Source organism: Microbacterium sp. LS_15 (assembly GCF_041954735.1).
Classification (GTDB): Bacteria; Actinomycetota; Actinomycetes; order Actinomycetales; family Microbacteriaceae; genus Microbacterium.
On sequence record NZ_JAVAYD010000007.1, the window covers coordinates 50,054 to 70,625 of the forward strand.

Here is a 20,572-nt window from a genome sequence, read left to right on the forward strand (position 1 = left end):
TTACTCCGCGGCGTCCTCCTGGGCGGCCTCTTCCTCGGTCTCGCCCTCGGCGGGCTCCTCCGCGGTGTCGTCCGCCTCGACCTCGAGGACCGGCACCGACACGGCGACGACGAGGACCTCGGGGTCGGTGAGCAGGGTCGAGCCCTTGGGGAGCGTGACGTCGGCGGCCGTGATGTGCGCGCCCTCCTCGAGCCCCTCGACGGAGACCTCGACGTTCTCGGGGATGTGCGTGGCCTCTGCCTCGATCGACAGCGTGGTCGCGTCGAGCGTGGCGATGGTGCCGGCGAAGGGCTCACCTGTGACGACGACGGGAACGTCGATCGTGACCTTCTCGCCCTTCTTCACGACGAGGAGGTCGATGTGCTCGATGATCTGGTGCACCGGGTCCTTCTGGACGTCCTTGACCAGCGCGAGCTGCTCCTTGCCCGCGATGTCGAGCTCGAGCAGTGCGTTGGCGCGACGGATGATCAGCGAGACCTGGTGGCCGGGCAGAGCCACGTGCACGGGCTCGGTGCCGTGACCGTAGATGACGGCGGGGATCTTGCCGGCGGCGCGGAGGCGACGGGCGAAGCCCTTGCCGAAGCTCTCGCGGAGCTCGGCGACGACCTTGGTGTCTTCAGACATAGGGGTTCTCCTTCGGGGCACGCAGCGAGGCTGCGCGGTGGTCTTGGAATTGTTCTCGAACGCAGACACGTGAGGGAAGCCACCGGGCTTGCTTCGCCGCGTCGATAACGGATGTGCTGCGCACGCGCAGAAGCATCCCTCGCCGAGGTACTCCCCTCATGGTAGCAAACGACCCGTTAGGCTGAGGACACCGGTCCCTTCTGCAGAAAACGGAGTCCCCATGTTCGACGGCGCCTTCTTCTCCCACGTGATCGCCTGGGTCATCGGCGCGATGACGGTGTGCGCGGCCGCCGCCACCTTCGGGGCCCTCTTCTCGCTGGGCCGCTCCGGCTACCGCAAGGACTGACGCCGACACAGACGCGGCCGGGCCCCGCGCACCGCGATAATCTGAAGGCATCCCAACCTTCACGATCGAGGAGCCCTCTGTGCCCGAAGCATCAGCCAACATCGGAGTCGTCGGACTCGCCGTCATGGGGTCGAACCTCGCCCGCAACCTCGCGAGCCGCGAAGGCAACACGGTGGCGATCTTCAACCGCAGCTACGAGAAGACCGAGACGCTCGTCTCCGAGCACCCCGAGGCCGGCTTCCTCCCCGCGCAGACCTACCGGGAGTTCGCCGACTCGCTGCAGAAGCCGCGGACCGCGATCATCATGGTCAAGGCCGGTCGTCCGACGGATGCCGTGATCGACTCGCTCCTCGAGGTCTTCGAGCCGGGCGACATCATCGTCGACGGCGGCAACGCCTACTTCCCCGACACGATCCGCCGCGAGAAGGCCGTCCGCGAGACGGGCGTGAACTTCGTCGGCGCCGGCATCTCCGGCGGTGAGGAGGGCGCCCTCACCGGACCGTCGATCATGCCCGGCGGCTCGGACGAGTCGTGGGTCACGCTCGGTCCGATCCTGAAGTCGATCGCCGCGGTCGCGGAGGGTGAGCCCTGCGTCACGCACGTCGGTCACGACGGTGCCGGTCACTTCGTGAAGATGGTGCACAACGGCATCGAGTACGCCGACATGCAGCTCATCGCCGAGGCGTACGACCTCATCCGCCGCGGCACGGGCAAGAGCCCCGCCGAGATCGCCGACATCTTCGCCGAGTGGAACACCGGCGAGCTCGAGTCGTACCTGATCGAGATCACCGCCGAGGTGCTCCGCCAGGTGGACGCCGAGACCGGCAAGCCGCTCGTCGACGTCATCCTCGACCAGGCGGGCGCCAAGGGCACCGGCGCGTGGACCGTGCAGACCGCCCTGTCGCTGGGCGTCCCGGTCTCGGGCATCGCCGAGGCCACCTTCGCCCGCTCGCTCTCCTCGCACCCCGAGCAGCGCGCTGTCGCATCCGCCCTCCCCGGCCCCGACGACGAGTTCACCGTCGCCCCGGAGGACGTCGACGCCTTCATCGAGGACGTGCGCCTCGCCCTGTACGCCTCGAAGATCGTCGCCTACTCGCAGGGCTTCGACGAGATCCGTGCCGGCGCCGCCGAGTACGACTGGAACATCGACCTCGGCGCGATCTCGAAGATCTGGCGCGGCGGCTGCATCATCCGCGCCCAGTTCCTCAACCGCATCGCCGACGCCTACGCGGCCGAGCCCGGTCTGCCGGTGCTGATGACCGCGCCGTACTTCGCCGAGGCGCTGACCCGCGGCCAGGCCGCGTGGCGGCGCGTGGTCGTCACGGCCGCGCAGGCCGGCATCCCCGCCCCGGCGTTCTCGTCGTCGCTGTCGTACTACGACGGCATCCGCGCCGACCGCCTGCCCGCAGCCCTCGTGCAGGGCCAGCGCGACTTCTTCGGCGCCCACACCTACAAGCGCATCGACAAGGAAGGCACCTTCCACACGCAGTGGTCGGGCGACCGCACCGAGATCGAGGCGGAAGACACGCACTGAGCGCACCCGCTGACGAGGGCCCCGGATCGTGGATCCGGGGCCTTCGTCGTTCTCAGCCAACGCATAACGCTCTCCATAGAAATCACATAGGAGATTCCGCAGAATGGAGTCATGAGCACCGACCTGCCCGAACTGCGCCGCCCCGACGGCTCCCCCCTGCGCATCCTCGCCGTCGACGACGAGCAGATGCTCACCGACCTGCTCGCGATGGCCCTGCGGATGGAGGGCTGGGAGGTGCGGACCGCATCGTCAGGACTCGAAGCCCTGCAGGTCGCCCGCGAGTTCGAGCCGGATGCCCTGGTGCTCGACATCATGATGCCCGACCTCGACGGCATGTCGGTGCTGCGGCGACTCCGCGAGGCGGGGAACCTGGTGCCCGTCCTGTTCCTCACCGCGAAGGATGCCGTCGGCGACCGCGTCGCGGGCCTCACCGCCGGCGGCGACGACTACGTCACCAAGCCCTTCAGCCTCGAAGAGGTGATCGCGCGCCTGCGTGCGATCATCCGCCGCACGGGCCACGCCACCGCCGACGACGGCCAGTCGATCCTCCGCGTCGCCGACCTCTCGCTCAACGAGGACAGCCACGAGGTCGTGCGCGACGGCACCGAGATCGAGCTGACCGCCACCGAGTTCGAGCTGCTGCGCTTCCTCATGCGCAACGAACGGCGCGTGCTGTCGAAGGCGCAGATCCTCGACCGGGTGTGGAGCTACGACTTCGGCGGCAAGTCCTCGGTGGTCGAGCTGTACATCTCGTACCTCCGCAAGAAGATCGACGCGGGCCGCACTCCCCTGCTGCACACCGTGCGCGGCGTCGGCTACATGATCAAGGCGCCTCAGTGACCACTCCCCGACTCGCGGCACGGCCGATGAGCCTGCAGACCCGGCTCATGACGGCCGTGATCGGGTTCGTGTCGCTCATCCTCGTGATCGTCTCGATCATCACGAGCGCGATCCTCGGCCGCACCCTGGAGGGACAGCTCGACCAGAAGATCGAGCAGTATGCCGGGCAGCTCACCTACCTGGTCAACAAGTTCCCCTCGAACATCGGCACCGCAGCCGACATCTTCTCAGCCACCACCTCACCCGAGTCGGGGCTACTGGTCGCGGTGTCGAACCAGGCGGGCGTCAGCGGCGTGGTCCTCAACAGTCCACGGGACGAGATGAGCACCGGCCCATCGGTCTTGAGCTCGAGGCAGCTCGACCAGATCGAGACAGGTCTGCACGGCGGCCCCAACGCGACCGTGACGATCGACGGGCTCGGGTCGTATCGACTCGTCGTGGCGACCGCGCCGCAGACCGGGGCGACCGTCGTGACGGGTCTGCCGCGCGACGAGATCCAGAACCAGCTCACGACCCTCCTGACGGTCATCGTGCTCGCGACTCTCGGCGGGCTGATCCTGCTCGCCCTGACAACAGCGATCACGATCAGGGTGAGCCTGCGTCCGCTGCGGGCCGTCGCGGCGACCGCCACCCGCGTCGCGAACCAGCAGCTGGATCGCGGCCAGGTCGAGATCACCGAACGGGTTCCTGCGTACGAGGCCGATCCGCGCACCGAGACCGGTCTCGTCGGCGCATCGTTGAACAAGCTGCTCGATCACGTGAACACGTCGCTGGCCGCACGCCAGAAGAACGAGGAGCGGATGCGACGGTTCGTCGCGGACGCGAGCCACGAGCTGCGGACGCCGCTCGCCAGCATCCGCGGGTACTCCGAACTGTCGCTCAAGGCCCTCAGCCAGCAGCAGGGGCCTGCGGCGATCGAGGGAACCACGACCTCGCTCGAGCGCATCCAGGCGCAGTCGCTGCGCATGTCACGGCTCGTGGAGGATCTGCTGCTCCTCGCGCGGCTCGACGAGGGCCGGGAACTCGTGCACGGCACCGTTGACCTCACCCAGCTCGCCTTGGAGGGCCTCTCTGACGCCCGGCCGACGGCGCCGGAGCACCACTGGAACATCGAGGTGCCCGACGAGCCGCTCGTGATCGTCGGCGATGCCGGCCGGATGCATCAGGTGGTCGCCAACCTGCTCGCGAACGCCCGCACGCACACGCCCGCAGGCACCCACATCACGCTGCGCGTCGACCGCGAGGGCGACGACGCGGTGCTGCGCGTGCACGACGACGGCCCCGGCATCGACCCGAGTGTGCGCGACGAGCTGTTCGCCCGGTTCGCCAGGGCCGACACCTCGCGAGCCAGACAGACCGGCGGCACCGGGCTCGGACTCGCGATCGTGAAGGCGATCGTCGAGGGGCACGGCGGGCAGATCACCGTCGACAGCGAACCCGGCGACACGACCTTCACGGTGCGGATCCCGATGCACCACGAATCACCCGCGGACGACGACTCCTCGGATCAGTAGCCGGCGAACGCGTCGGTCGTGAGCGACCTGGCCTTCTGCAGCGCAGGGGCGAGGTCGGCGATGAGCCGCGGCGGACCGGAGATGTACGCGTGGCGGGAGCCGAGGTCCGGCACCCACTGATCGAGGCCGGCGCCGTCGAGGCGCGCACCCTGCGCCCAGCTCCAGTGCGCGGGCAGGTCGGCTGGTTCGTCGCGGGTGAACACGACCACCCGCGCACCCGTCGCCGCGAGCTCGTCGCGGAAGGCCAGCTCGCCGCTGTCGGCGGCGACGTACACGAGCACCACGTCACGCTGCCGACCGGTCTGGTGCAGCTGCCGCAGTTGCGACACGAACGGCGTCACGCCGATGCCCGCTGCCACCATGAGCACGGGCGCGTCGGAGCGCGGGAGGAGGAAGTCGCCCCAGGTGCCCGTCACAGCGAGTGAGGCGCCCGGCTGGGCCGCCGCGAGGGCGCGCTTGTAGCTCGACGGATGCTGCTGATCGCCGTCCTTGTACGCGATGCGCAGTGTCGGCAGGTCGGCGGGCGCCGAGACGATGCTGAACTCGCGTCGGGTGCCTCGGGCGTCGGGCCGCCGGTGCGGCACGTCGAGTTCGAGGTACTGGCCGGGAAGGAAGCGCACGGTTCCCCGGGCGCGGAAGGTGAGTTCCTGCGCCGTGGGGGTGAGCGACCGCCGCTGCTCGAGCACGAGACGCACCGACCCCCGCAGTGCGAACGCGAAAGCGAGCAGGTTGCCGATCAGGAGGGCCCGTTCCTGACCGAGCGTGAACAGCGACCCGATCGCGATGGGCCACCCGGCGAGAACACCGACCAGGGCGGCCACCGAGAACTGCTGCCAGCGCCTCGGCGGCATCGTCAGGGGCTCCGACAGCATGAACGCGCCGAGGAAGAGGAAGGGCGACTGCAGCACGGCGAACGAGAGCGCGGTGCCGAGGTCGAACGCGATCGCGAATCCCTGCGCCTGCACCGCCTGCCGCAGCACCGACACGGCGATCGCGATCACGAGGAAGGCGAGCACGATGCGCACCTTCTCGGTGCGCCACAGCACCGCGAGACCGAGGACCGCGACGGGGAGGAACAGCGAGGGCGTGCCGACCCACCACGACGACGAGGTGCCCAGCCACTCGAAAGCACCGAACGACCCGAGGATCGACACGACGGACGCGCCGAACGCGGCGGGGTTGAGGATGTGCCGGCCACGCCACGCGATGAGGTACTTCGACAGGCTCGCGAGGGCGCCGGCGATCGCGAGACCCAGCAGTGCGGTGCCCTCGACTCCCGGACGCAGGACGAACAGCAGGATGAGAGCGGTCACCAGCGAGGACTCGAGACGCCACGGGAGGCGGAGCAGACGCTGTACGGCGGCGTCGACGGCCGCGATGACGACCGCGAGCACGGCGAACGACGCGACGATCTCGAGGGGCGTCGGCGAGACGATCACGCCGAGCGCCGAGAGCGCGATCGCGATCACGGCGAGCGCGAGCAGGGCGAACAGCACGAGACGGTACATCGAGATGCCGCCGAGGAATGCCAGCGCGCGCTGCCGCAGTGCGGTGAGGGAGGTGATCACGGTTCTCCTCTTCCCTGATCGATGACGGCGCCGAGGGCCATGCCCCTACGCCTTGACGGTGAACAGCTCGGCCGGGCACCCCGCAGAGCGCTCGGCGCGCCCATCGGTCGACATGCGCACCCACTCGACGCCCCAGTCGGCGGCGAGCTCGGGGCCGCCGTCGAAGAAGAGCGCCGTGGCGACGGCATCCGCTCGCATCGCGTCCGAGGCGATCGCCCAGGTCGCCGCCCAGGTGCGCACGGGGACGCCGGTGCGCGCGTCGAGCACATGGTGCAGGCCGTCTCCCCAGGCGCGGCGGTTGACCGCCGAGGCGCAGAGCGCGGCATCCTGCAGCTCGACGACGCCGATCGCCTTGGTCGGGTCGTACGGGTGCTCGAGGCCGATGCGCACCCCGGCTCCGCGCGCCCGGATGTCGCCGCCGGCGTCGACGACGAGATCGCCGGGCACACGCGACAGCACGTCGACCACGAGGTCCACCAGTCGGCCCTTCCCGAGAGCGCCGACGTCGAGCAGAGCGGGAGCGGATGCCGTGGCCTCGGCCGCCGTCCAGCGCACGAGTCGCTGCCAGTCCGAGGGAGCGACGACCGGCGGGCCGGCCGTGAGAGAGTATGCGGCGTCATAGCCCACGGCTGCGAGGCTGTCGCCGACGAGAGGGTTCACGGCACCGCGCGTCGCGGCCCAGGCGTCGCGGTACGCGTCGAGCATGGGGGCGGCGTCGCGTGAGCGGATCGACCCGCCCTCGCGGCCGACCCGCGTGACGGCCGAGTCGTCGCGGAACCTCGACCACTCCCGGTCGAAGCGCTCGATCTCCGCGCTCACGGCCTGTCGCGACGCGTCGTCGAGGTCGGACGCGCTCTCGATCTCCCACCGCGTGCCGATCGCCTCGAAGCGCCAGATGGCCATGGCGGTCAGGCGCCTCAGGCGGCGGCCTGCTCCTTGATCGACGCGACGGCCTCGTTGAATCCGCCGCTCGTGAGCGAGGAGCCGGCGACGCGGCTCACCGAGATGTCGTCGAGGGACTTGCCCACGACCTCGTCGGAGATGCCGTCGATGAACTGGCCCTGGTACTGCTCGGTCTCGCGGGCCTTGGGGTCGCCCGTGACCTCGACGGATTCGACGACGCCGTCGGCGATCGTCAGCGACACCGAGATCGTCTCGACGGTCTCGGGGGTCTGATACGAGCCCTCGGCCTCGTATGTGCCGTCCTTGTACTCGCCACCGGTGGCGGCCGAGTCCGACGACGGCGTGCTTCCGTTGTCGCCGGTCGAGGGCGACTGCGCGTCACCGGTGCCGGAGCACCCGGCGAGGACGAGGAGTCCGGCGACGCCGAGGAGCGCGGAACCCTTGCGGACAGTGGTCGGTACGGTCGTGCGGATCATGATGGTCCTCCGGCTCTGCTCGAGACAACTGCATGTCGTTGAATCGACCGTAGGGATGCGTCCTATGTACCGGCTGTGCCGTGACGCTGCGTCTCCTACGCGTCGCCGCCGAACATGCTCGTGACCGAGCCGTCCTCGAACACCTCGTGGATGGCGCGGGCCAGCAGCGGCGCGATCGGGAGGATCGTGAGCTTCTCCCAGCGCCGCGACTCCGTGAGCGGGATCGTGTCGGTGATGACGACCTCGTCGATCGAGGCGTCCTGCAGCCGCTCCGACGCCGGGTCGCTGAAGATCGCGTGCGTGGCGGCCACGATCACGCGATGCGCGCCGTTGGCCTTGAGCGCCTGCGCGGCCTTCACGATCGTGCCGCCGGTGTCGATCATGTCGTCGACGAGGAGGCAGGTGCGCCCCTCGACGGCGCCGACGATCTCGTGCACCGAGACCTGGTTCGCGACCTTCGGGTCACGGCGCTTGTGGATGATGGCCAGGGGCGCACCCAGGCTGTCGGACCAGGTGTCGGCGACGCGGACACGGCCCATGTCGGGCGAGACGACCGTGAGGATCTCGCGGTCCTCCGGGCTCAGCGTGCGCTGGAAGTGGTCGAGCAGCACGGGCTTCGCGAACAGGTGGTCGACGGGGCCGTCGAAGAAGCCCTGGATCTGGGCAGCGTGCAGGTCGACGCTCATGACGCGGTCGGCGCCCGCCGTCTTCAGCAGGTCGGCCACGAGACGGGCGCTGATCGGCTCACGACCGCGGCCCTTCTTGTCCTGTCGCGAATACGGATAGTACGGCGCGACGACCGTGATGCGCTTGGCCGACGCGCGCTTCGCGGCGTCGATCATGATGAGCGTCTCCATGAGCCACTCGTTGACCGGCTCGCCGAAGGTCTGGATGAGGAAGAGGTCGCACCCGCGGATCGACACCTCGAACCGCGCGTAGATCTCGCCGGAGGCGAAGGTGCGGTGCTCGACCGGGGCGATCTCGGTGCCGAGCGCCGCAGCGACGGCGGCCGTCAGCTCCGGGTGCGATCGACCACCGGCGACGACGAGCCGCTTCTTGGTCTTCGCGACGAGACCCGGCGCGATGCCGTTGTCCCGGTCCAGGTCGACCGTCTTCTTCTTGCGCGCCATCAGTCCGCCTACTCCGCCGTCCGAGCCCGTGCTGCGGCATCCGCCGCACCCGTGCCTGCCCTGTTGTTCTCGACCCAGCCCTCGATGTTGCGCTGGGGGGCGACGCTCATGGCAAGGGCACCGGCCGGGACGTCCTTGCGGACGACGGCGCCGGCACCTGTCTTGGCGCCAGCACCCAGCCTAACGGGCGCGACCAGGGTCGTGTGCGAGCCCGTGTGCACCTCGTCCTCGACCACGGTGCGGTGCTTGTTCACATCGTCGTAGTTCGCGGTGATGGTGCTCGCGCCGAGGTTCACGCCCCGGCCGATCGTGGCGTCGCCGACGTACGACAGGTGCGGCACCTTGCTGCCCTCGCCGATCTCGGCGTTCTTCGTCTCGACGTAGGCGCCGATCTTGCCCTTGGCGCCGAGCACGGTGCCCGGTCGCAGGAACGAGAACGGCCCGACGGTGGCCTCGGCGCCGATCACGGCGAGGGTCGCGTCGGTGCGGCGCACGGTCGCCCGCTCCCCCACCTCGCAGTCGACGAGGGTGGTGTCGGGGCCGACGGTCGCCCCCTCGGCGATGGTCGTGGCGCGCAGGATGTGCGTGTTCGGGAGGATCGTGACGTCGGGTGCGAGCGTCGCGTCGTCGTCGATCCAGGTGGTGGCCGGATCGATGACGGTGACCCCCTCGAGCTGCCAGCGGCGCACGATGCGCTCGTTCAACAGACGGCCGACGAGCGCGAGCTGCGCGCGGTCGTTGACGCCGAACGTCACGGACACGTCGGAGACGACGGATGCCGCGACGCGGTCGCCTGCGGCGCGCAGCAGACCGGGCACGTCGGTGAGGTACATCTCCCCCTGCGCGTTGTCGACGCCGACCTGGGGCAGGTAGCGGCGCAGCACCTCGGCACGGAACACGTACATGCCCGCGTTGATCTCGCGCACGGCGGCTTCGTCGGCGGTCGCGTCCTTCTGCTCCACGATGCGGTCGACGCCGCCGTCGGCATCGCGGATCACTCGCCCGTATCCGGTCGGGTCGTCGACGACCGCCGTCATCAGGGTCGCCGCGGCTCCGGCATCCCGATGCTCGGCGAGGAACGCGCCGAGGGTGTCGGCGTCGGCCAGAGGGCAGTCGCCGGAGAGCACGAGCACGTCTCCCTGGAAGTCGGGGATCGCGTCGATCGCCACCTGCACGGCACGGCCGGTGCCCGGCACGTCGTCCTGGTCGACGAACACGGCGTCGGGATAGTCCTCGCGCAGCGCGGCGACCACCTGGTCGCGCTCGTGACGCACGACGACCTCGACGTGGTCGGCGGCGAGCCGCGCGGCGGTGGTCAGCACGTGGCCGACGAGGGGTCGTCCACCGATCGGGTGCAGCACCTTCGGAAGGCGGGACTTCATACGCGTGCCCTGTCCTGCGGCGAGAACGATGATGGCGAGGTTGTTCCCTGTCATGCTCCGCCGCCAGGACTCGAACCTAGACCTCACAGCTCCAAAGGCTGTCGTGCTGCCATTACACCACGGCGGACCGCGGCACCCGGGGGGGGCGGCCGCCCGTCAAGTCTGCCACGTCCGCCCGTGTGCCAGCGGCGATCGCGCGCCCACCCGCGATAATGGACGGATGAGCCAGGCGGATGAGGTCGATCGCATCGTCGGTGCCTGGAACGCCCAGCGCCCCGATCTGGACTTCTCTCCCCTGGAGGTGCTGTCGCGCGTCGACCGCCTCACGCGTCTGCTCGACCGCGCCAGGCGCGATGTCTTCCGCCGCAGCGACCTCGAGCCGTGGGAGTGGGACGTGCTCTCCGCCCTGCGCAGGGCCGGCTCGCCGTTCCAGCTCTCACCCAAACAGCTGCTGCAGCAGACGCTCGTCTCCAGCGGCACGATGACCAACCGCATCGACCGTCTCGTCGGGCGGCGGTTCGTGCGTCGAGAGGCCGACCCCGCCGACGGACGCAGCGTGCTCGTCACGCTCACCGACGACGGACGCATCCGCGTGGATGCCGCGATCACGCGTCTCGTCGATGTCGAGGCCGACCTGTTGCAGGGGCTCTCGCGAGGCGACCGCGACCGCCTCGCAGCGCTGCTGCGCAAGCTCAGCCTCAGCTTCGACGTCTGACGGCACTCACACGGCGGTGCGGGCCGGCGGTACCGGCCCGCACCGGGAGGCGCGTCAGATCCCCGGATCGACGATGACGGCGACCTTGCCCGTCGAGCGTCCCGTCTCCACCCGCTCCTGCGCCGCGGCGAGCTCGTCGAGCGGATAGCTCGAGTCGAGGTGCACGCTCACGCGACCCGCTTCGGCGAGCGTCGCGATCTCCGACAGGTCTGCGCCGTCGGCATGGACGAGGATGCGCTGCACGGGCGATGCTCCCCACGCCCCGAGCTGGGCCGTCTGCGCGGCGGACAGGCCGGTGATCGTGATCACCGACGTCCCCTCGCGCACGGCACCGCGTGGCGGCAGCGTCGCGTCGACAGTGACGATCACGGCGTCGACGGGGGCGATGGCGGCGAGGCCCTGCTCGTCGCGGTAGTCGACGACCTCCGCCGCTCCCCAGCCCCGCAGCAGCTCGTGCTTCGCCGGGCTGCCCGTCGTGACGACCTCTGCTCCGCGGGCGACGGCGAGCTGGATCGCCAGGTGACCGACGCCTCCGGCGCCGCCGAGGACGAGGACGCGCTGCCCGTCGCGCACCCCCGCGGCATCCAGCGCCTGCCAGGCCGTGAGAACAGCGAGCGGGGCGGCGCCGGCCTGCGCCGTCGACCACGTGCTCGGGATCGGGGCGAGGTCGCTGGCGGAGACGAGCGCGTACTCCGCCAGCGTGTGCGCGATGTCGGGGAAGGCGGCGAGCGCGTGGACGCGGTCGCCGGGCGCCCAGCCCGCGACCTCGGGGCCGACCTCGGCGATCACGCCGGCGACGTCCCACCCGGGGAGATCGGAGTAGCGGATGACGCCGAAGTCGTGCGCTGCCGCCCGGATCTTCACGTCGACGGGGTTGAGGCCGGCTGCTCCGACCCGGAGGAGGACCTGGCCGGGCCCCGGGGTCGGTGTCTCGACCTCGACGATCGAGATCACGTCGGCGGCCGAGCCGGGGCCTGAGTACTTCGCTGAACGCACTGGTTTGCCTTTCTGGTCTGCGGATCATCTGATCGCAGAGATCAGCATGATCGCCGGGACGGACGGTCACCAGTGACCCGAAGGACAACATGTGTCACGATAGAGCCATGCATCGGATCGCCGTCGTCGCCCTCCCCGGCGTCTTCCCCTACGAGCTCGGGGTGCCCGCCCGCTTCTTCCGCGCGGCTCAGCGCGACGGCGAGCCCCTGTACTCCGTCACCACCTGCACGCTCGACGGCCTCCCCGTCGCGACGAACGCCGACTTCGCGATCACGCCGGCCGCCGACCGTCGGATCCTGGAGACGGCCGACACCATCATCGTGCCGCCCTGGAGCGACGCGGAGATCGCCGGAGACCCCATCGGACTGGCCGAGTACGCCGACCGACGCATCGTGAGCTTCTGCACCGGTGCGTTCACCCTCGCGGCAGCGGGGTTGCTCGACGGCAAGGAGGCGACGACGCACTGGTGCGCGTCCGACGAGTTCGCCCGCCGGTTCCCCCGGGTGCGGCTGCGCGAGGACGAGCTCTTCGTCGACGAGGGTTCCGTGCTCACCGCCGCCGGCGCATCCGCCGCTGTCGACGCGACCATGCACCTCATCGCGAGCGACCACGGCGCGGCCGTCGCCGCTCTCGTCGCGCAGACCACGCTCGCCGCGCCGCACCGCGGCGGAGGTCAGCGGCAGTTCATCGCGCGTCCGCCGGTGCCGCAGACTCCCGTCGGATCGGCGGGCGACATCCAGGCCTGGCTGCTGGCCCACGTCGAGGAGCCGCTGTCGCTGGCAGCGGTCGCCGCGCACTTCGGCATGAGCGTCCGGACCCTCACTCGACGGTTCCGGAGCGAGACGGGCCGCACGGTCGGCGACTGGTTCGCCGACGCCAGGGTCGACCGTGCGCGAGAGCTGCTGGAGACGACCGACCTGCTGATCGACGATGTCGCCCTGCGCTCGGGGTTCGCCACGGCGGCCGCTCTGCGCAAGCACTTCCGTGACCGGCTGGGCCTCGCGCCGCAGCAGTACAGGTCGCGGTTCGCGCGGGCCGCGTAGGCTGATCCGAATGGGCATGCTCTCCCCCCTCCCGATGCGCGACGGCGTCGGGGCGACCCGTCTGCACGTTCCCCTGACGGGCGAGTGGCCCACGATCGCGGCCTACATGATCGAGCGCTTCTTCCACCTCGACCCCGAGCGCCTGCTGGTCCGGTTCGACCGCGGCGAGATCGTGGCGCGCGACGGGAGGGCGCTCCCGCGGGACACCCCGCTCGGGGCGGAAGAGTTCGTCTGGTACTACCGCGAGCCGCCGGAGGAGCGCGAGATCCCGTTCCCGATCGAGGTGCTGCACCAGGACGACGACCTCGTCGTGATCGACAAGCCGCACTTCCTCCCCACCACCCCGGGCGGCAAGTACGTGCAGAACTCGGCCCTCGTGCGGTTGCGCAATCTGCTCGGCATCCCGGAGCTGACACCGATCCATCGCCTCGACCGCGCCACCGCCGGTCTGCTGATGTTCTCCGCGCGGCCGGAGACGCGAGGGGCGTACCAGCTGATGTTCGAGAACCGCGAGGTGCAGAAGACCTACGAGGCGGTGTCCGCACGCCCGGGGAGCTGGGAGCAGGATGCCGCGCGCTTCCCCCTCGTGCACCGCAACCACATCGTGAAGCCGCGGGCGCAGTTGCGCGTCGAGGTCGTGCCGGACAGGGAGCCGAACGCGGAGACGCTGATCGAGATCCAGGATGCCGACGATCGCGTCGTACACACGCTGCTGCGTCCACACAGCGGCAAGATGCACCAGCTGCGCGTGCATCTCGCAGCGGTGGGGCTCGGCATCCTGCACGACCGCTTCTACCCCGTACTGGAGCCCGAGACCCCCGATGACTTCGACCAGCCGCTGCAGCTGCTGGCTCGCGAGCTGCGCTTCGTCGACCCTCTGACCGGCGCCCCGAGGGAGTTCACCACGCGACTCTCGCTCGCCTTCGCCCCGGACGCCCGCGGGCGCTCCGGCGCGAGCGCGGTCAGCGACGCATGATCTTGCGCGCGAGCCTCGTGCCGAGCAGCTGCACCAGGTGCACGAACACGACGATGAGGATGATCGCCGCCCACATCACGACCGGCTCGAACTGCCGGAACCCGTAGACCTGCGCGAAGGCTCCAAGGCCTCCGCCGCCGATCAGACCGGCCATCGCCGTCATGTCGATGAGAGCGACGACGATGAAGGTGTAGCCGAGGATCAGCGGGCCGAGGGATTCGGGGATCGCGACGGTGAAGAGGATGCGCAGCGGGCTCGCGCCCATCGCGCGGGCCGCTTCGATCACGCCGGGCGACACCGAGACGAGGTGCTGCTCGACGATCCGCCCGATCGCGAACGCGGCCGCGATACCGATCAGGAACGCGCCGGCGGTCGTGCCGATACCGGTGCCGACCACGACACGGGCGAACGGCTGCGCGACGGCGACGAACAGCACGAACGGGATCGGGCGGAAGAAGTTCACCGCGAGGTTGGCGATCGCCGAGACGACGGAGTTCTGCATGAGCCCGCCGGGGCGGGTGACGTAGAGCACGACGCCGATCACGAGTCCGAGCACGCCACCGAGCACGAGCGCGAAGGTCGTCATGTAGAGGGTCTCGAGGGCGGCGGACCAGAACTCCGGGCCCAGTTCGATCAGGCGATCCATCAGCGGGTCTCCTCTCCGGCGAGCTCGGTCACTTCGACGCGTTCACCGATCGTCGCGAGCGCCCGGTCGATGGCTGCGGCGTCGCCGCGGATCGCGAGGGTGAGGTGTCCGAACGCGCGACCCCGGATGTCGTTGATGCCGCCGTACACGAGCTCGAAGTCGAGCCCGGCGGTGGCGAGGTCGAGGAACACCTGCGCCTGCGAGGAGTCGCCGTCGCGGAACGAGAACGTGACGATACGTCCGTGGTGCCGGTCCCGCAGCACTGCGAGCTCGGCCGGCGACGGGATGCCTTTGACCACCGTTCCGACGAAGCGCTGGGACGCCGGGTTCTGCGGTGCGGAGAAGACGTCGAACACGTCGCCCTGCTCGATCACCCGTCCGCGCTCCATCACGGCGACCTTCGTGGCGATGGTCTGGATCACATCCATCTCGTGCGTGATGACGACGATCGTGACGCCCTGCTCCCGGTTGACGCGGCCGAGCAGATCGAGCACCTCGTGCGTCGTCTGCGGATCGAGGGCGCTCGTCGCCTCGTCGGCCAGCAGGATCGCGGGCTTCGTCGCGAGGGCGCGCGCGATGCCGACGCGCTGCTTCTGACCGCCCGAGAGCTGCTCGGGATACGCCTTGGCCTTGTCGGACAGACCGACGAACGACAGCAGCTCGGTGACGCGCTCCTCGATGTCGGCCTTCGACCACCCAGCCAGCTTGAGGGGGTAGGCGATGTTCGCATTCACCGACCTCGACGAGAACAGGTTGAACTGCTGGAAGATCATGCCGATTCCGCCGCGGACCTTGCGCAGCGCGCTCTCCGAGAGCGTCGTGATGTCGACGCCGTCGACGAGGATCGTGCCCGCCGTGGCCGGCTCGAGGGCGTTGATGAGTCGTACGAGGGTCGACTTGCCCGCGCCCGAGTACCCGATGATCCCGAAGACGTCGCCCTTCTCGATGTCGAGGGTGACGTCGTCGACCGCGACGATCTCGGCGTCGCGCGAGGTGCGGGAGGGGTAGGCCTTCGACACGTTGGTCAGGCTCACGATCGGCATGGTTGCTCCGGTGATGGGGTGGGTGGCGGAACGACGAATCGGGTGACGCGCGTGGCGCCACCCGATTCTCGCGCATCGGCGTGGGGCGGGTCTCACCCCGGCTGACTCACTTCTGCGCTTCGGTGTCCTTCTCGACCTTCTTGAGGGAGTCGACGAGGTCCTTCACGGGAGTCTGCAGCGGCACAGCGGTGTCGCCCGACGACTCGAGCAGACCGGCCTGCACGTCCTCGTTCGTCTGGAAGATCTCGACGAGCTTGAGGTACGTCTCGTTGTCGGCGTCCTCGGCGCGCGCGGCGAAGACGTTCACGTACGGCAGCGCGTTGGGGTCCTCCGGGTCGTCCTGGGCGATCGCGTCGTCGAACGTCAGGCCCGAGTCCTCGACGAAGTCGTTGTTGATGATCGCCGCGGCCACATCGGGCAGCGACGTCGGGATCAGCGCCGCCTCGAGGGCGGTGACCTTGACCTTCGACTTCTCGGTGTCGACGTCGGCGAGATCCGAGAAGATCGTTCCACCGCTCTTCAGCTCGACGAGGCCGGCGGACTGCAGCACGAGCAGAGCGCGGGCCTGGTTGGACGCGTCATCGGGGACGGCCACCGTCTCGCCCTCGGGGATGCTCTTCACGTCGTCGTACTTCTTCGAATACAGACCGAGCGGGTAGATCGCCGTCGAGCCGATGGGCTGGAGGTCCGAGCCGGAGCTCACGTTGTAGTTCGCGAGGTACACGATGTGCTGGAACTGGTTGAGGTCGATCTCGCCCTCGCTGAGCGCCGGGTTCGGCTGCTCGTAGGAGCCGAAGTCGACGAGCTCGACCGTGATCCCCTCCTCGGCCGCTGCCTCGACGAACGGCGCCCACTGCGGGTCGCCCTTGCCGACGACGCCGATCTTGACGGTCTCGTCGGTCCCGGAGTCACCGCCGGACCCGGCGTCGGAGGATGCTGTCGCGCAGCCCGAGAGGGCGACGAACAGCGGCACCGCGGCGAGCGCGGCGATCAGGGAAGTGGTGCGGCGTGACATGGGAAGGGTTCCTCTCTGGGGGGACTCGAATACGTTAGGCAGCCGCCGCGCCCGCCCGACAATCGAGCGTCACAGAGCGTCACGAGCGCTGTATCGGAACACCAGAGACCGTCGCCCGTGGGCGTCGATGCATCAGTCGAACTCTTCGATCCCCTGCAGACGCACCTGCTCCAGGTCGAGCCGCGCCGAGATCCGCCTCACCACGAGGTCGTCGACCCTGCCCGATCGACGGAGCCCCAGCAGCACCTCGCGCTTGCGATCGATCAGCGCGAGCTTGAGCCGTGTGTGCTCGTCGTGGCGCACGAGCGGCGACCGCTGCATGACGTCGACGTCGGGCGACGTGGCGATCATCTGCAGGGTCCTGACCTCGCCCTCCGCGCCGTCGTCGCCGAGCACGGCGTCGCCGTCGGTGACCGCCGCATTCATGCCCGACGGGGAATCCGCTCCCCCGATCCCCGTGACGACGCGCGCACCACCCGTGCCGCTGCCGCCGAGCGGGTCGGGCTCGTCGAGCATCTCGTCGAGGGCGCGCGCCTCGGCATCCACGATCGCCTGCTCCCTGGCGAGCGCTCGCGCGTTCGAGAACTCGAGCATCTGGTAGCCCTCGGCGCGCACCTTGTCGCGGATCTCCTGCCCGACGCCGTGCTCCGCGGCCAGATCGTCGAGAGCGGCGAGGGCCGCGCCCGAGATGGTGCGCTCGGCGAGCTCGTACTCCTCGTCCTCCGCATGATCGACGGGGAACCGGGCCCACCGCACGATCGCAGGAAGGAGCGGTGCCTGCACCAGCAGGCTGAGCAGGATCACGCCCGCCGTGACGAACACGATCTGGTCGCGACCGGCAAGCTCGCCGCCGGAGGAGCTCGCCGCCGGGACCGAGAGCGCGATCGCCAGAGACACGGCCCCCCGCATGCCCGCCACCGTCGAGACCGCACGCGCGCGGGAGCGCGCCCCGCGGGCCTGCCCGGCTCCGGGCTGCCGCTGGAACACTGCGTTGAGCAGCTGGAAGACATAGCGGACGACGAGCAACGTGACCCACACGGCGAGAGTGACCAGCACGAGGCGCCCGATCGCGGCAGCCGAGATCTCGTGCACCACGAACTGCACCTCGAGCCCGATCAGCACGAACAGGGCGCCGTTGAGCAGGAACACGCCGAACGGCCACGCGGCGTCGGCCTGGCGGCGGGAGGATGCCGTCGTCACCCGCGGCGACACGTAGGCGACGATCAGACCGGCCACCACGACGGACAGCACTCCGGACGCGTGCACGATCTCGGCGAGCAGGAACGAGGTGAACGGGATGAGAAGCAGCGTGACGTTGATCACGACCGTGCGCGACGTGCGCCGCAGCAGCAGATACCCGAGCGCCGCGACCACGACGCCCGCGGCGACCCCTCCGACGTACGAGATGAGCACCGACAGGGTGACCGACCACGGCGTGATGTTGCCGCCCAGCGCGAGCGAGACCGCGATCGCGTAGAGGACGAGCGCGGTGCCGTCGTTGGTGAGGCTCTCCGCCTTGAGCTTCATGAACATGCGGCGCGGCAGCAGACGGCCGAGCGCCGCGACGGCGGTGGCGTCGGGAGGGGCGACCGCGGCGCCGAGGATGAGCGCGATCTCCCACGGGATGCCGAACAGCACGCCGATGCCGGCGACCGCGAACGCGGACGCGACGACGAGCAGCGTGCTCATCGGGAGGATGTAGCGGAAGTCACGGCGGATCGACCGCAGCGACGTCGTGAGGCTCTCCCAGAACAGCATCACCGGGAGGAACAGGAGCAGGACCGTCTCGGGCGGCAGCTGGATCTCGCGCAGCTGCGGGACAAATCCCCACGCGAGTCCGAGGATGACGAGCACGAGCGGCAGAGCGAGGCGGATACGGGGAGCGAGCAGCGCTCCGACGAGGATCGTGAGTCCGATCAGGACGGTTACTTCGAGGCCTTCCATCCCTGTCTCCCAACGTCGGTGAGAGCAGGATATTCCTCCCTCAGCGGTGCGACCAGCGCGGGATCACGAGCGGGCTCCCCGATTCGGGGTCGGTGATGACCCTCGCGTCCAAACCGAACACCTGGGCGACGAGCGCTTCGGTGATGACCTCCGCCGGGCTGCCGCTCGCCACGACCGCCCCGTCCTTCATCGCGATGATGTGATCGGCGTATCGGGCGGCCTGGTTGAGGTCGTGCAGGACGGCGACGAGCGTGTGGCCCTGGGTGCGATTCAGCGCGCGACACAGCTCCAGCAGCTCGACCTGGTGGCTGAGATCGAGGTACGTGGTCGGTTCGTCGAGCAGGAGGATGGGCGTCTGCTGGGCGAGAGCGACCGCCATCCAGACGCGCTGCCGCTGGCCGCCGGAGAGCTCGTCCACCAGGCGACCCGAGAGGTGCCGCGTGCCGGTGGCGTCCATCGCCTCGGCGACGGCCGCCTCGTCCTCGGGCGACCAGGGCGAGAATAAGCGCTGGTGCGGGTACCGCCCGCGGGACACGAGATCGATCACCCGGATGCCGTCCGGCGCGACGGGCCCCTGCGGGAGCAGCCCCACCTCGCGCGCGACGTGCTTGGTGGGCAGTCGGTGCAGGCTCTGCCCGTCCAGCAGGACGCGACCTCCGGCCGGTTCGAGCAGGCGCGTGAGGCTCTTCAGAAGTGTCGATTTACCGCATGCGTTCGGGCCGACGATCACGGTGAAGGCCCCGTCCGGGATCTCGACGGAGACGTCGTCGCAGATGACCCGGTCGGCGTATCCGAGAGTCGCCTCCTCGACGGCGAGACGTGTCATCTTCTCTTTCCCTCTCTGATGAGCAGCCACAGGAAGTACAGCCCGCCGACCGAGACGGTCACGATGCCGACGGGCAGCGGGGAGTCGGGGTGTATTCGCTGCGCGGCGACGTCCGCGAGCAGGAGCAGGAGAGACCCCACGGCTGCCGTCGGCCCCAGCGCCAGCCCGTCGGAGCGGACGATGCGTCGCGCGATCTGCGGCGCGGCCAGCGCGATGAACGAGATCGATCCGACCATCGCCGTCGCGAGGGCGATGAGTCCGACACCGACGATGATCGCGCTCACCTGCACGAGCCGGACGTTCAAGCCGAGGGCCGTCGCGAACGGCACCCCGACCTGCATGACGCGCATCGGGCGGCTCAGCGCCAGCGCCCCGATGATGAACACCCCCGACCCCGCGAGGGTCGCCCCGACCGCGGGCCACGACATGCCCGACAGGTTCCCGGCACCCCAGAGTCCGGCCATGATCGCATCCTCGACCGTGGCGCTCAGCAGGATCCAGACGTTCACCGACGCGAGCATGGCGCTCACCCCGATGCCGACGATGATCAGCCGCACTCCGCGGACGGCGCCCTTCTTCGATGCGAGGAGGAAGACGAGGAAGGCGGTGACGATGCCTCCGGTCAATGCACCGCCCATGGTCGCGGCTGTGCCTCCGCCGAGCAGCAGCATCACGACGAGCGCGCCCGTGTAAGAGCCGGTCTGGAAGCCGATCACGTCCGGCGACCCGAGGGGGTTGCCGGTGAGGTTCTGGAAGATCGCGCCGCTCATGGCGAGGCAGGTTCCCAGCAGCACGGCCATGACGATGCGCGGCGCTCGCCACTCGAGCACGACCATGGTGATGTAGTCGTCCCCGCGACCGATGAGCGCCGCGAGCGCCTCGGAGAGCGAGATCTGCGCGGAACCAGAGAACACGGCGAAGACGGCGAGCGCCGCCGTCGCGACCCACAGCCCCACGCAGATGTGCAGAGACCGGGCATCGACGAACAGCAGCGGCCGCTCGGCACGCCCCACGCGCAGCATGCGACGCCCGAAGTCGAGATCGACCATGC

At 69.8% G+C, this 20,572-nt stretch carries 20 protein-coding genes and 1 tRNA gene; 7 read left to right on the forward strand and 14 right to left on the reverse strand.

All coding sequences use genetic code 11. The features are described from left to right. The gene (locus tag RAC69_RS10495; protein ID WP_375086761.1) at nt 1-624 is read right to left on the reverse strand and encodes a 50S ribosomal protein L25/general stress protein Ctc; all 624 of its coding nucleotides are present in this window, start codon (nt 622-624) and stop codon (nt 1-3) included. A 220-nt stretch (nt 625-844) separates the two neighbouring features. Between RAC69_RS10495 and RAC69_RS10500 the strand changes: the two genes are divergently transcribed. The 4 genes from RAC69_RS10500 to RAC69_RS10515 all read left to right on the forward strand — a co-directional run bounded on the left by RAC69_RS10500 (nt 845) and on the right by RAC69_RS10515 (nt 4,858). Continuing rightward, the gene (locus RAC69_RS10500; protein WP_256999418.1) at nt 845-970 is read left to right on the forward strand and encodes a hypothetical protein; all 126 of its coding nucleotides are present in this window, start codon (nt 845-847) and stop codon (nt 968-970) included. A 79-nt stretch (nt 971-1,049) separates the two neighbouring features. After that, on the forward strand, nt 1,050-2,504 hold the full coding sequence (gene gndA / locus RAC69_RS10505) for an NADP-dependent phosphogluconate dehydrogenase (protein ID WP_375086762.1): 1,455 nt from the start codon (nt 1,050-1,052) through the stop codon (nt 2,502-2,504). A gap of 111 nt (nt 2,505-2,615) precedes the next feature. Continuing rightward, a complete protein-coding gene (locus RAC69_RS10510) occupies nt 2,616-3,344 on the forward strand; it encodes a response regulator transcription factor (RefSeq protein WP_096713734.1) in 729 nt (242 codons plus the stop codon). Between the two features lie 26 nt (nt 3,345-3,370). Continuing rightward, on the forward strand, nt 3,371-4,858 hold the full coding sequence (locus RAC69_RS10515) for a sensor histidine kinase (RefSeq protein ID WP_375086862.1): 1,488 nt from the start codon (nt 3,371-3,373) through the stop codon (nt 4,856-4,858). Here RAC69_RS10515 and RAC69_RS10520 read toward each other — a convergent pair. From RAC69_RS10520 to RAC69_RS10545, 6 genes are all read right to left on the reverse strand, one after another. Next, the gene (locus RAC69_RS10520) at nt 4,852-6,426 is read right to left on the reverse strand and encodes a flavodoxin reductase (RefSeq protein WP_375086763.1); all 1,575 of its coding nucleotides are present in this window, start codon (nt 6,424-6,426) and stop codon (nt 4,852-4,854) included. The two genes, RAC69_RS10515 and RAC69_RS10520, sit on opposite strands and share 7 nt — an antisense overlap. 45 nt (nt 6,427-6,471) lie before the next feature. Further along, nucleotides 6,472-7,329 carry an FAD:protein FMN transferase gene (locus tag RAC69_RS10525; protein WP_375086764.1) on the reverse strand — a complete coding sequence of 286 codons (858 nt, stop codon included), beginning with the start codon at nt 7,327-7,329 and terminating at the stop codon, nt 6,472-6,474. A 14-nt stretch (nt 7,330-7,343) separates the two neighbouring features. Then, nucleotides 7,344-7,805, reverse strand: coding sequence for an FMN-binding protein (locus tag RAC69_RS10530; protein ID WP_341933902.1), 462 nt, complete (start codon nt 7,803-7,805; stop codon nt 7,344-7,346). Nucleotides 7,806-7,900: 95 nt separating this feature from the next. Further along, complete coding sequence (locus RAC69_RS10535; RefSeq protein ID WP_341933901.1) at nt 7,901-8,935, reverse strand: ribose-phosphate diphosphokinase; 1,035 nt, start codon at nt 8,933-8,935, stop codon at nt 7,901-7,903. Between the two features lie 8 nt (nt 8,936-8,943). Continuing rightward, the gene (gene glmU / locus RAC69_RS10540) at nt 8,944-10,371 is read right to left on the reverse strand and encodes a bifunctional UDP-N-acetylglucosamine diphosphorylase/glucosamine-1-phosphate N-acetyltransferase GlmU (protein WP_341933900.1); all 1,428 of its coding nucleotides are present in this window, start codon (nt 10,369-10,371) and stop codon (nt 8,944-8,946) included. A gap of 1 nt (nt 10,372) precedes the next feature. Beyond that, nucleotides 10,373-10,444: transfer RNA gene (locus tag RAC69_RS10545), tRNA-Gln, on the reverse strand. Between the two features lie 93 nt (nt 10,445-10,537). On the opposite strand from RAC69_RS10545, the gene RAC69_RS10550 reads away from it, so the two are divergent. Next, entirely contained in the window at nt 10,538-11,032 is a 495-nt protein-coding gene (locus RAC69_RS10550) for a MarR family winged helix-turn-helix transcriptional regulator (RefSeq protein WP_096713740.1), read from the forward strand. A 54-nt stretch (nt 11,033-11,086) separates the two neighbouring features. On the opposite strand, the gene RAC69_RS10555 is transcribed toward RAC69_RS10550, so the two are convergent. Further along, nucleotides 11,087-12,028, reverse strand: a complete 942-nt coding sequence (locus tag RAC69_RS10555; protein WP_375086765.1) for an NADP-dependent oxidoreductase — start codon at nt 12,026-12,028, stop codon at nt 11,087-11,089. Nucleotides 12,029-12,135: 107 nt separating this feature from the next. Between RAC69_RS10555 and RAC69_RS10560 the strand changes: the two genes are divergently transcribed. Next, nucleotides 12,136-13,071 carry a GlxA family transcriptional regulator gene (locus RAC69_RS10560; RefSeq protein ID WP_375086766.1) on the forward strand — a complete coding sequence of 312 codons (936 nt, stop codon included), beginning with the start codon at nt 12,136-12,138 and terminating at the stop codon, nt 13,069-13,071. A 16-nt stretch (nt 13,072-13,087) separates the two neighbouring features. Then, a complete protein-coding gene (locus tag RAC69_RS10565) occupies nt 13,088-14,047 on the forward strand; it encodes a pseudouridine synthase (protein ID WP_375086767.1) in 960 nt (319 codons plus the stop codon). Here RAC69_RS10565 and RAC69_RS10570 read toward each other — a convergent pair. From RAC69_RS10570 to RAC69_RS10595, 6 genes are all read right to left on the reverse strand, one after another. Next, the gene (locus RAC69_RS10570; protein ID WP_375086768.1) at nt 14,034-14,693 is read right to left on the reverse strand and encodes a methionine ABC transporter permease; all 660 of its coding nucleotides are present in this window, start codon (nt 14,691-14,693) and stop codon (nt 14,034-14,036) included. The genes RAC69_RS10565 and RAC69_RS10570 overlap by 14 nt on opposite strands. Further along, nucleotides 14,693-15,736, reverse strand: coding sequence for a methionine ABC transporter ATP-binding protein (locus tag RAC69_RS10575; RefSeq protein WP_375086769.1), 1,044 nt, complete (start codon nt 15,734-15,736; stop codon nt 14,693-14,695). Before RAC69_RS10575 ends, RAC69_RS10570 begins: the two co-directional genes overlap by 1 nt. Before the next feature lie 106 nt (nt 15,737-15,842). Continuing rightward, nucleotides 15,843-16,751 (reverse strand): MetQ/NlpA family ABC transporter substrate-binding protein, encoded by a 909-nt coding sequence (locus RAC69_RS10580; protein WP_375086770.1) that lies wholly within the window; start codon nt 16,749-16,751, stop codon nt 15,843-15,845. Between the two features lie 132 nt (nt 16,752-16,883). Then, nucleotides 16,884-18,695 carry a Na+/H+ antiporter gene (locus RAC69_RS10585; protein WP_375086771.1) on the reverse strand — a complete coding sequence of 604 codons (1,812 nt, stop codon included), beginning with the start codon at nt 18,693-18,695 and terminating at the stop codon, nt 16,884-16,886. A 40-nt stretch (nt 18,696-18,735) separates the two neighbouring features. Beyond that, nucleotides 18,736-19,521, reverse strand: coding sequence for an ABC transporter ATP-binding protein (locus RAC69_RS10590; protein WP_375086772.1), 786 nt, complete (start codon nt 19,519-19,521; stop codon nt 18,736-18,738). Next, nucleotides 19,518-20,570: a FecCD family ABC transporter permease gene (locus tag RAC69_RS10595; RefSeq protein ID WP_375086773.1), complete on the reverse strand. Its 1,053-nt coding sequence runs from the start codon at nt 20,568-20,570 to the stop codon at nt 19,518-19,520. Before RAC69_RS10595 ends, RAC69_RS10590 begins: the two co-directional genes overlap by 4 nt. Between the last annotated feature and the right edge of the window lie 2 nt (nt 20,571-20,572).

What these genes read in the sequence shown, in the direction of transcription:
- glmU (WP_341933900.1), bottom strand. Translation starts at nt 10,371, where the DNA reads ATGACAGGGAACAACCTCGCCATCATCGTTCTCGCCGCAGGACAGGGC.
- RAC69_RS10525 (WP_375086764.1), bottom strand. Translation starts at nt 7,329, where the DNA reads ATGGCCATCTGGCGCTTCGAGGCGATCGGCACGCGGTGGGAGATCGAG.
- RAC69_RS10550 (WP_096713740.1), top strand. Translation starts at nt 10,538, where the DNA reads ATGAGCCAGGCGGATGAGGTCGATCGCATCGTCGGTGCCTGGAACGCC.
- RAC69_RS10580 (WP_375086770.1), bottom strand. Translation starts at nt 16,751, where the DNA reads ATGTCACGCCGCACCACTTCCCTGATCGCCGCGCTCGCCGCGGTGCCG.
- RAC69_RS10510 (WP_096713734.1), top strand. Translation starts at nt 2,616, where the DNA reads ATGAGCACCGACCTGCCCGAACTGCGCCGCCCCGACGGCTCCCCCCTG.
- RAC69_RS10500 (WP_256999418.1), top strand. Translation starts at nt 845, where the DNA reads ATGTTCGACGGCGCCTTCTTCTCCCACGTGATCGCCTGGGTCATCGGC.
- RAC69_RS10595 (WP_375086773.1), bottom strand. Translation starts at nt 20,570, where the DNA reads ATGGTCGATCTCGACTTCGGGCGTCGCATGCTGCGCGTGGGGCGTGCC.
- RAC69_RS10495 (WP_375086761.1), bottom strand. Translation starts at nt 624, where the DNA reads ATGTCTGAAGACACCAAGGTCGTCGCCGAGCTCCGCGAGAGCTTCGGC.
- RAC69_RS10590 (WP_375086772.1), bottom strand. Translation starts at nt 19,521, where the DNA reads ATGACACGTCTCGCCGTCGAGGAGGCGACTCTCGGATACGCCGACCGG.
- RAC69_RS10570 (WP_375086768.1), bottom strand. Translation starts at nt 14,693, where the DNA reads ATGGATCGCCTGATCGAACTGGGCCCGGAGTTCTGGTCCGCCGCCCTC.
- RAC69_RS10515 (WP_375086862.1), top strand. Translation starts at nt 3,371, where the DNA reads ATGAGCCTGCAGACCCGGCTCATGACGGCCGTGATCGGGTTCGTGTCG.
- RAC69_RS10535 (WP_341933901.1), bottom strand. Translation starts at nt 8,935, where the DNA reads ATGGCGCGCAAGAAGAAGACGGTCGACCTGGACCGGGACAACGGCATC.
- RAC69_RS10575 (WP_375086769.1), bottom strand. Translation starts at nt 15,736, where the DNA reads ATGCCGATCGTGAGCCTGACCAACGTGTCGAAGGCCTACCCCTCCCGC.
- RAC69_RS10530 (WP_341933902.1), bottom strand. Translation starts at nt 7,805, where the DNA reads ATGATCCGCACGACCGTACCGACCACTGTCCGCAAGGGTTCCGCGCTC.
- RAC69_RS10565 (WP_375086767.1), top strand. Translation starts at nt 13,088, where the DNA reads ATGCTCTCCCCCCTCCCGATGCGCGACGGCGTCGGGGCGACCCGTCTG.
- RAC69_RS10585 (WP_375086771.1), bottom strand. Translation starts at nt 18,695, where the DNA reads ATGGAAGGCCTCGAAGTAACCGTCCTGATCGGACTCACGATCCTCGTC.
- RAC69_RS10560 (WP_375086766.1), top strand. Translation starts at nt 12,136, where the DNA reads ATGCATCGGATCGCCGTCGTCGCCCTCCCCGGCGTCTTCCCCTACGAG.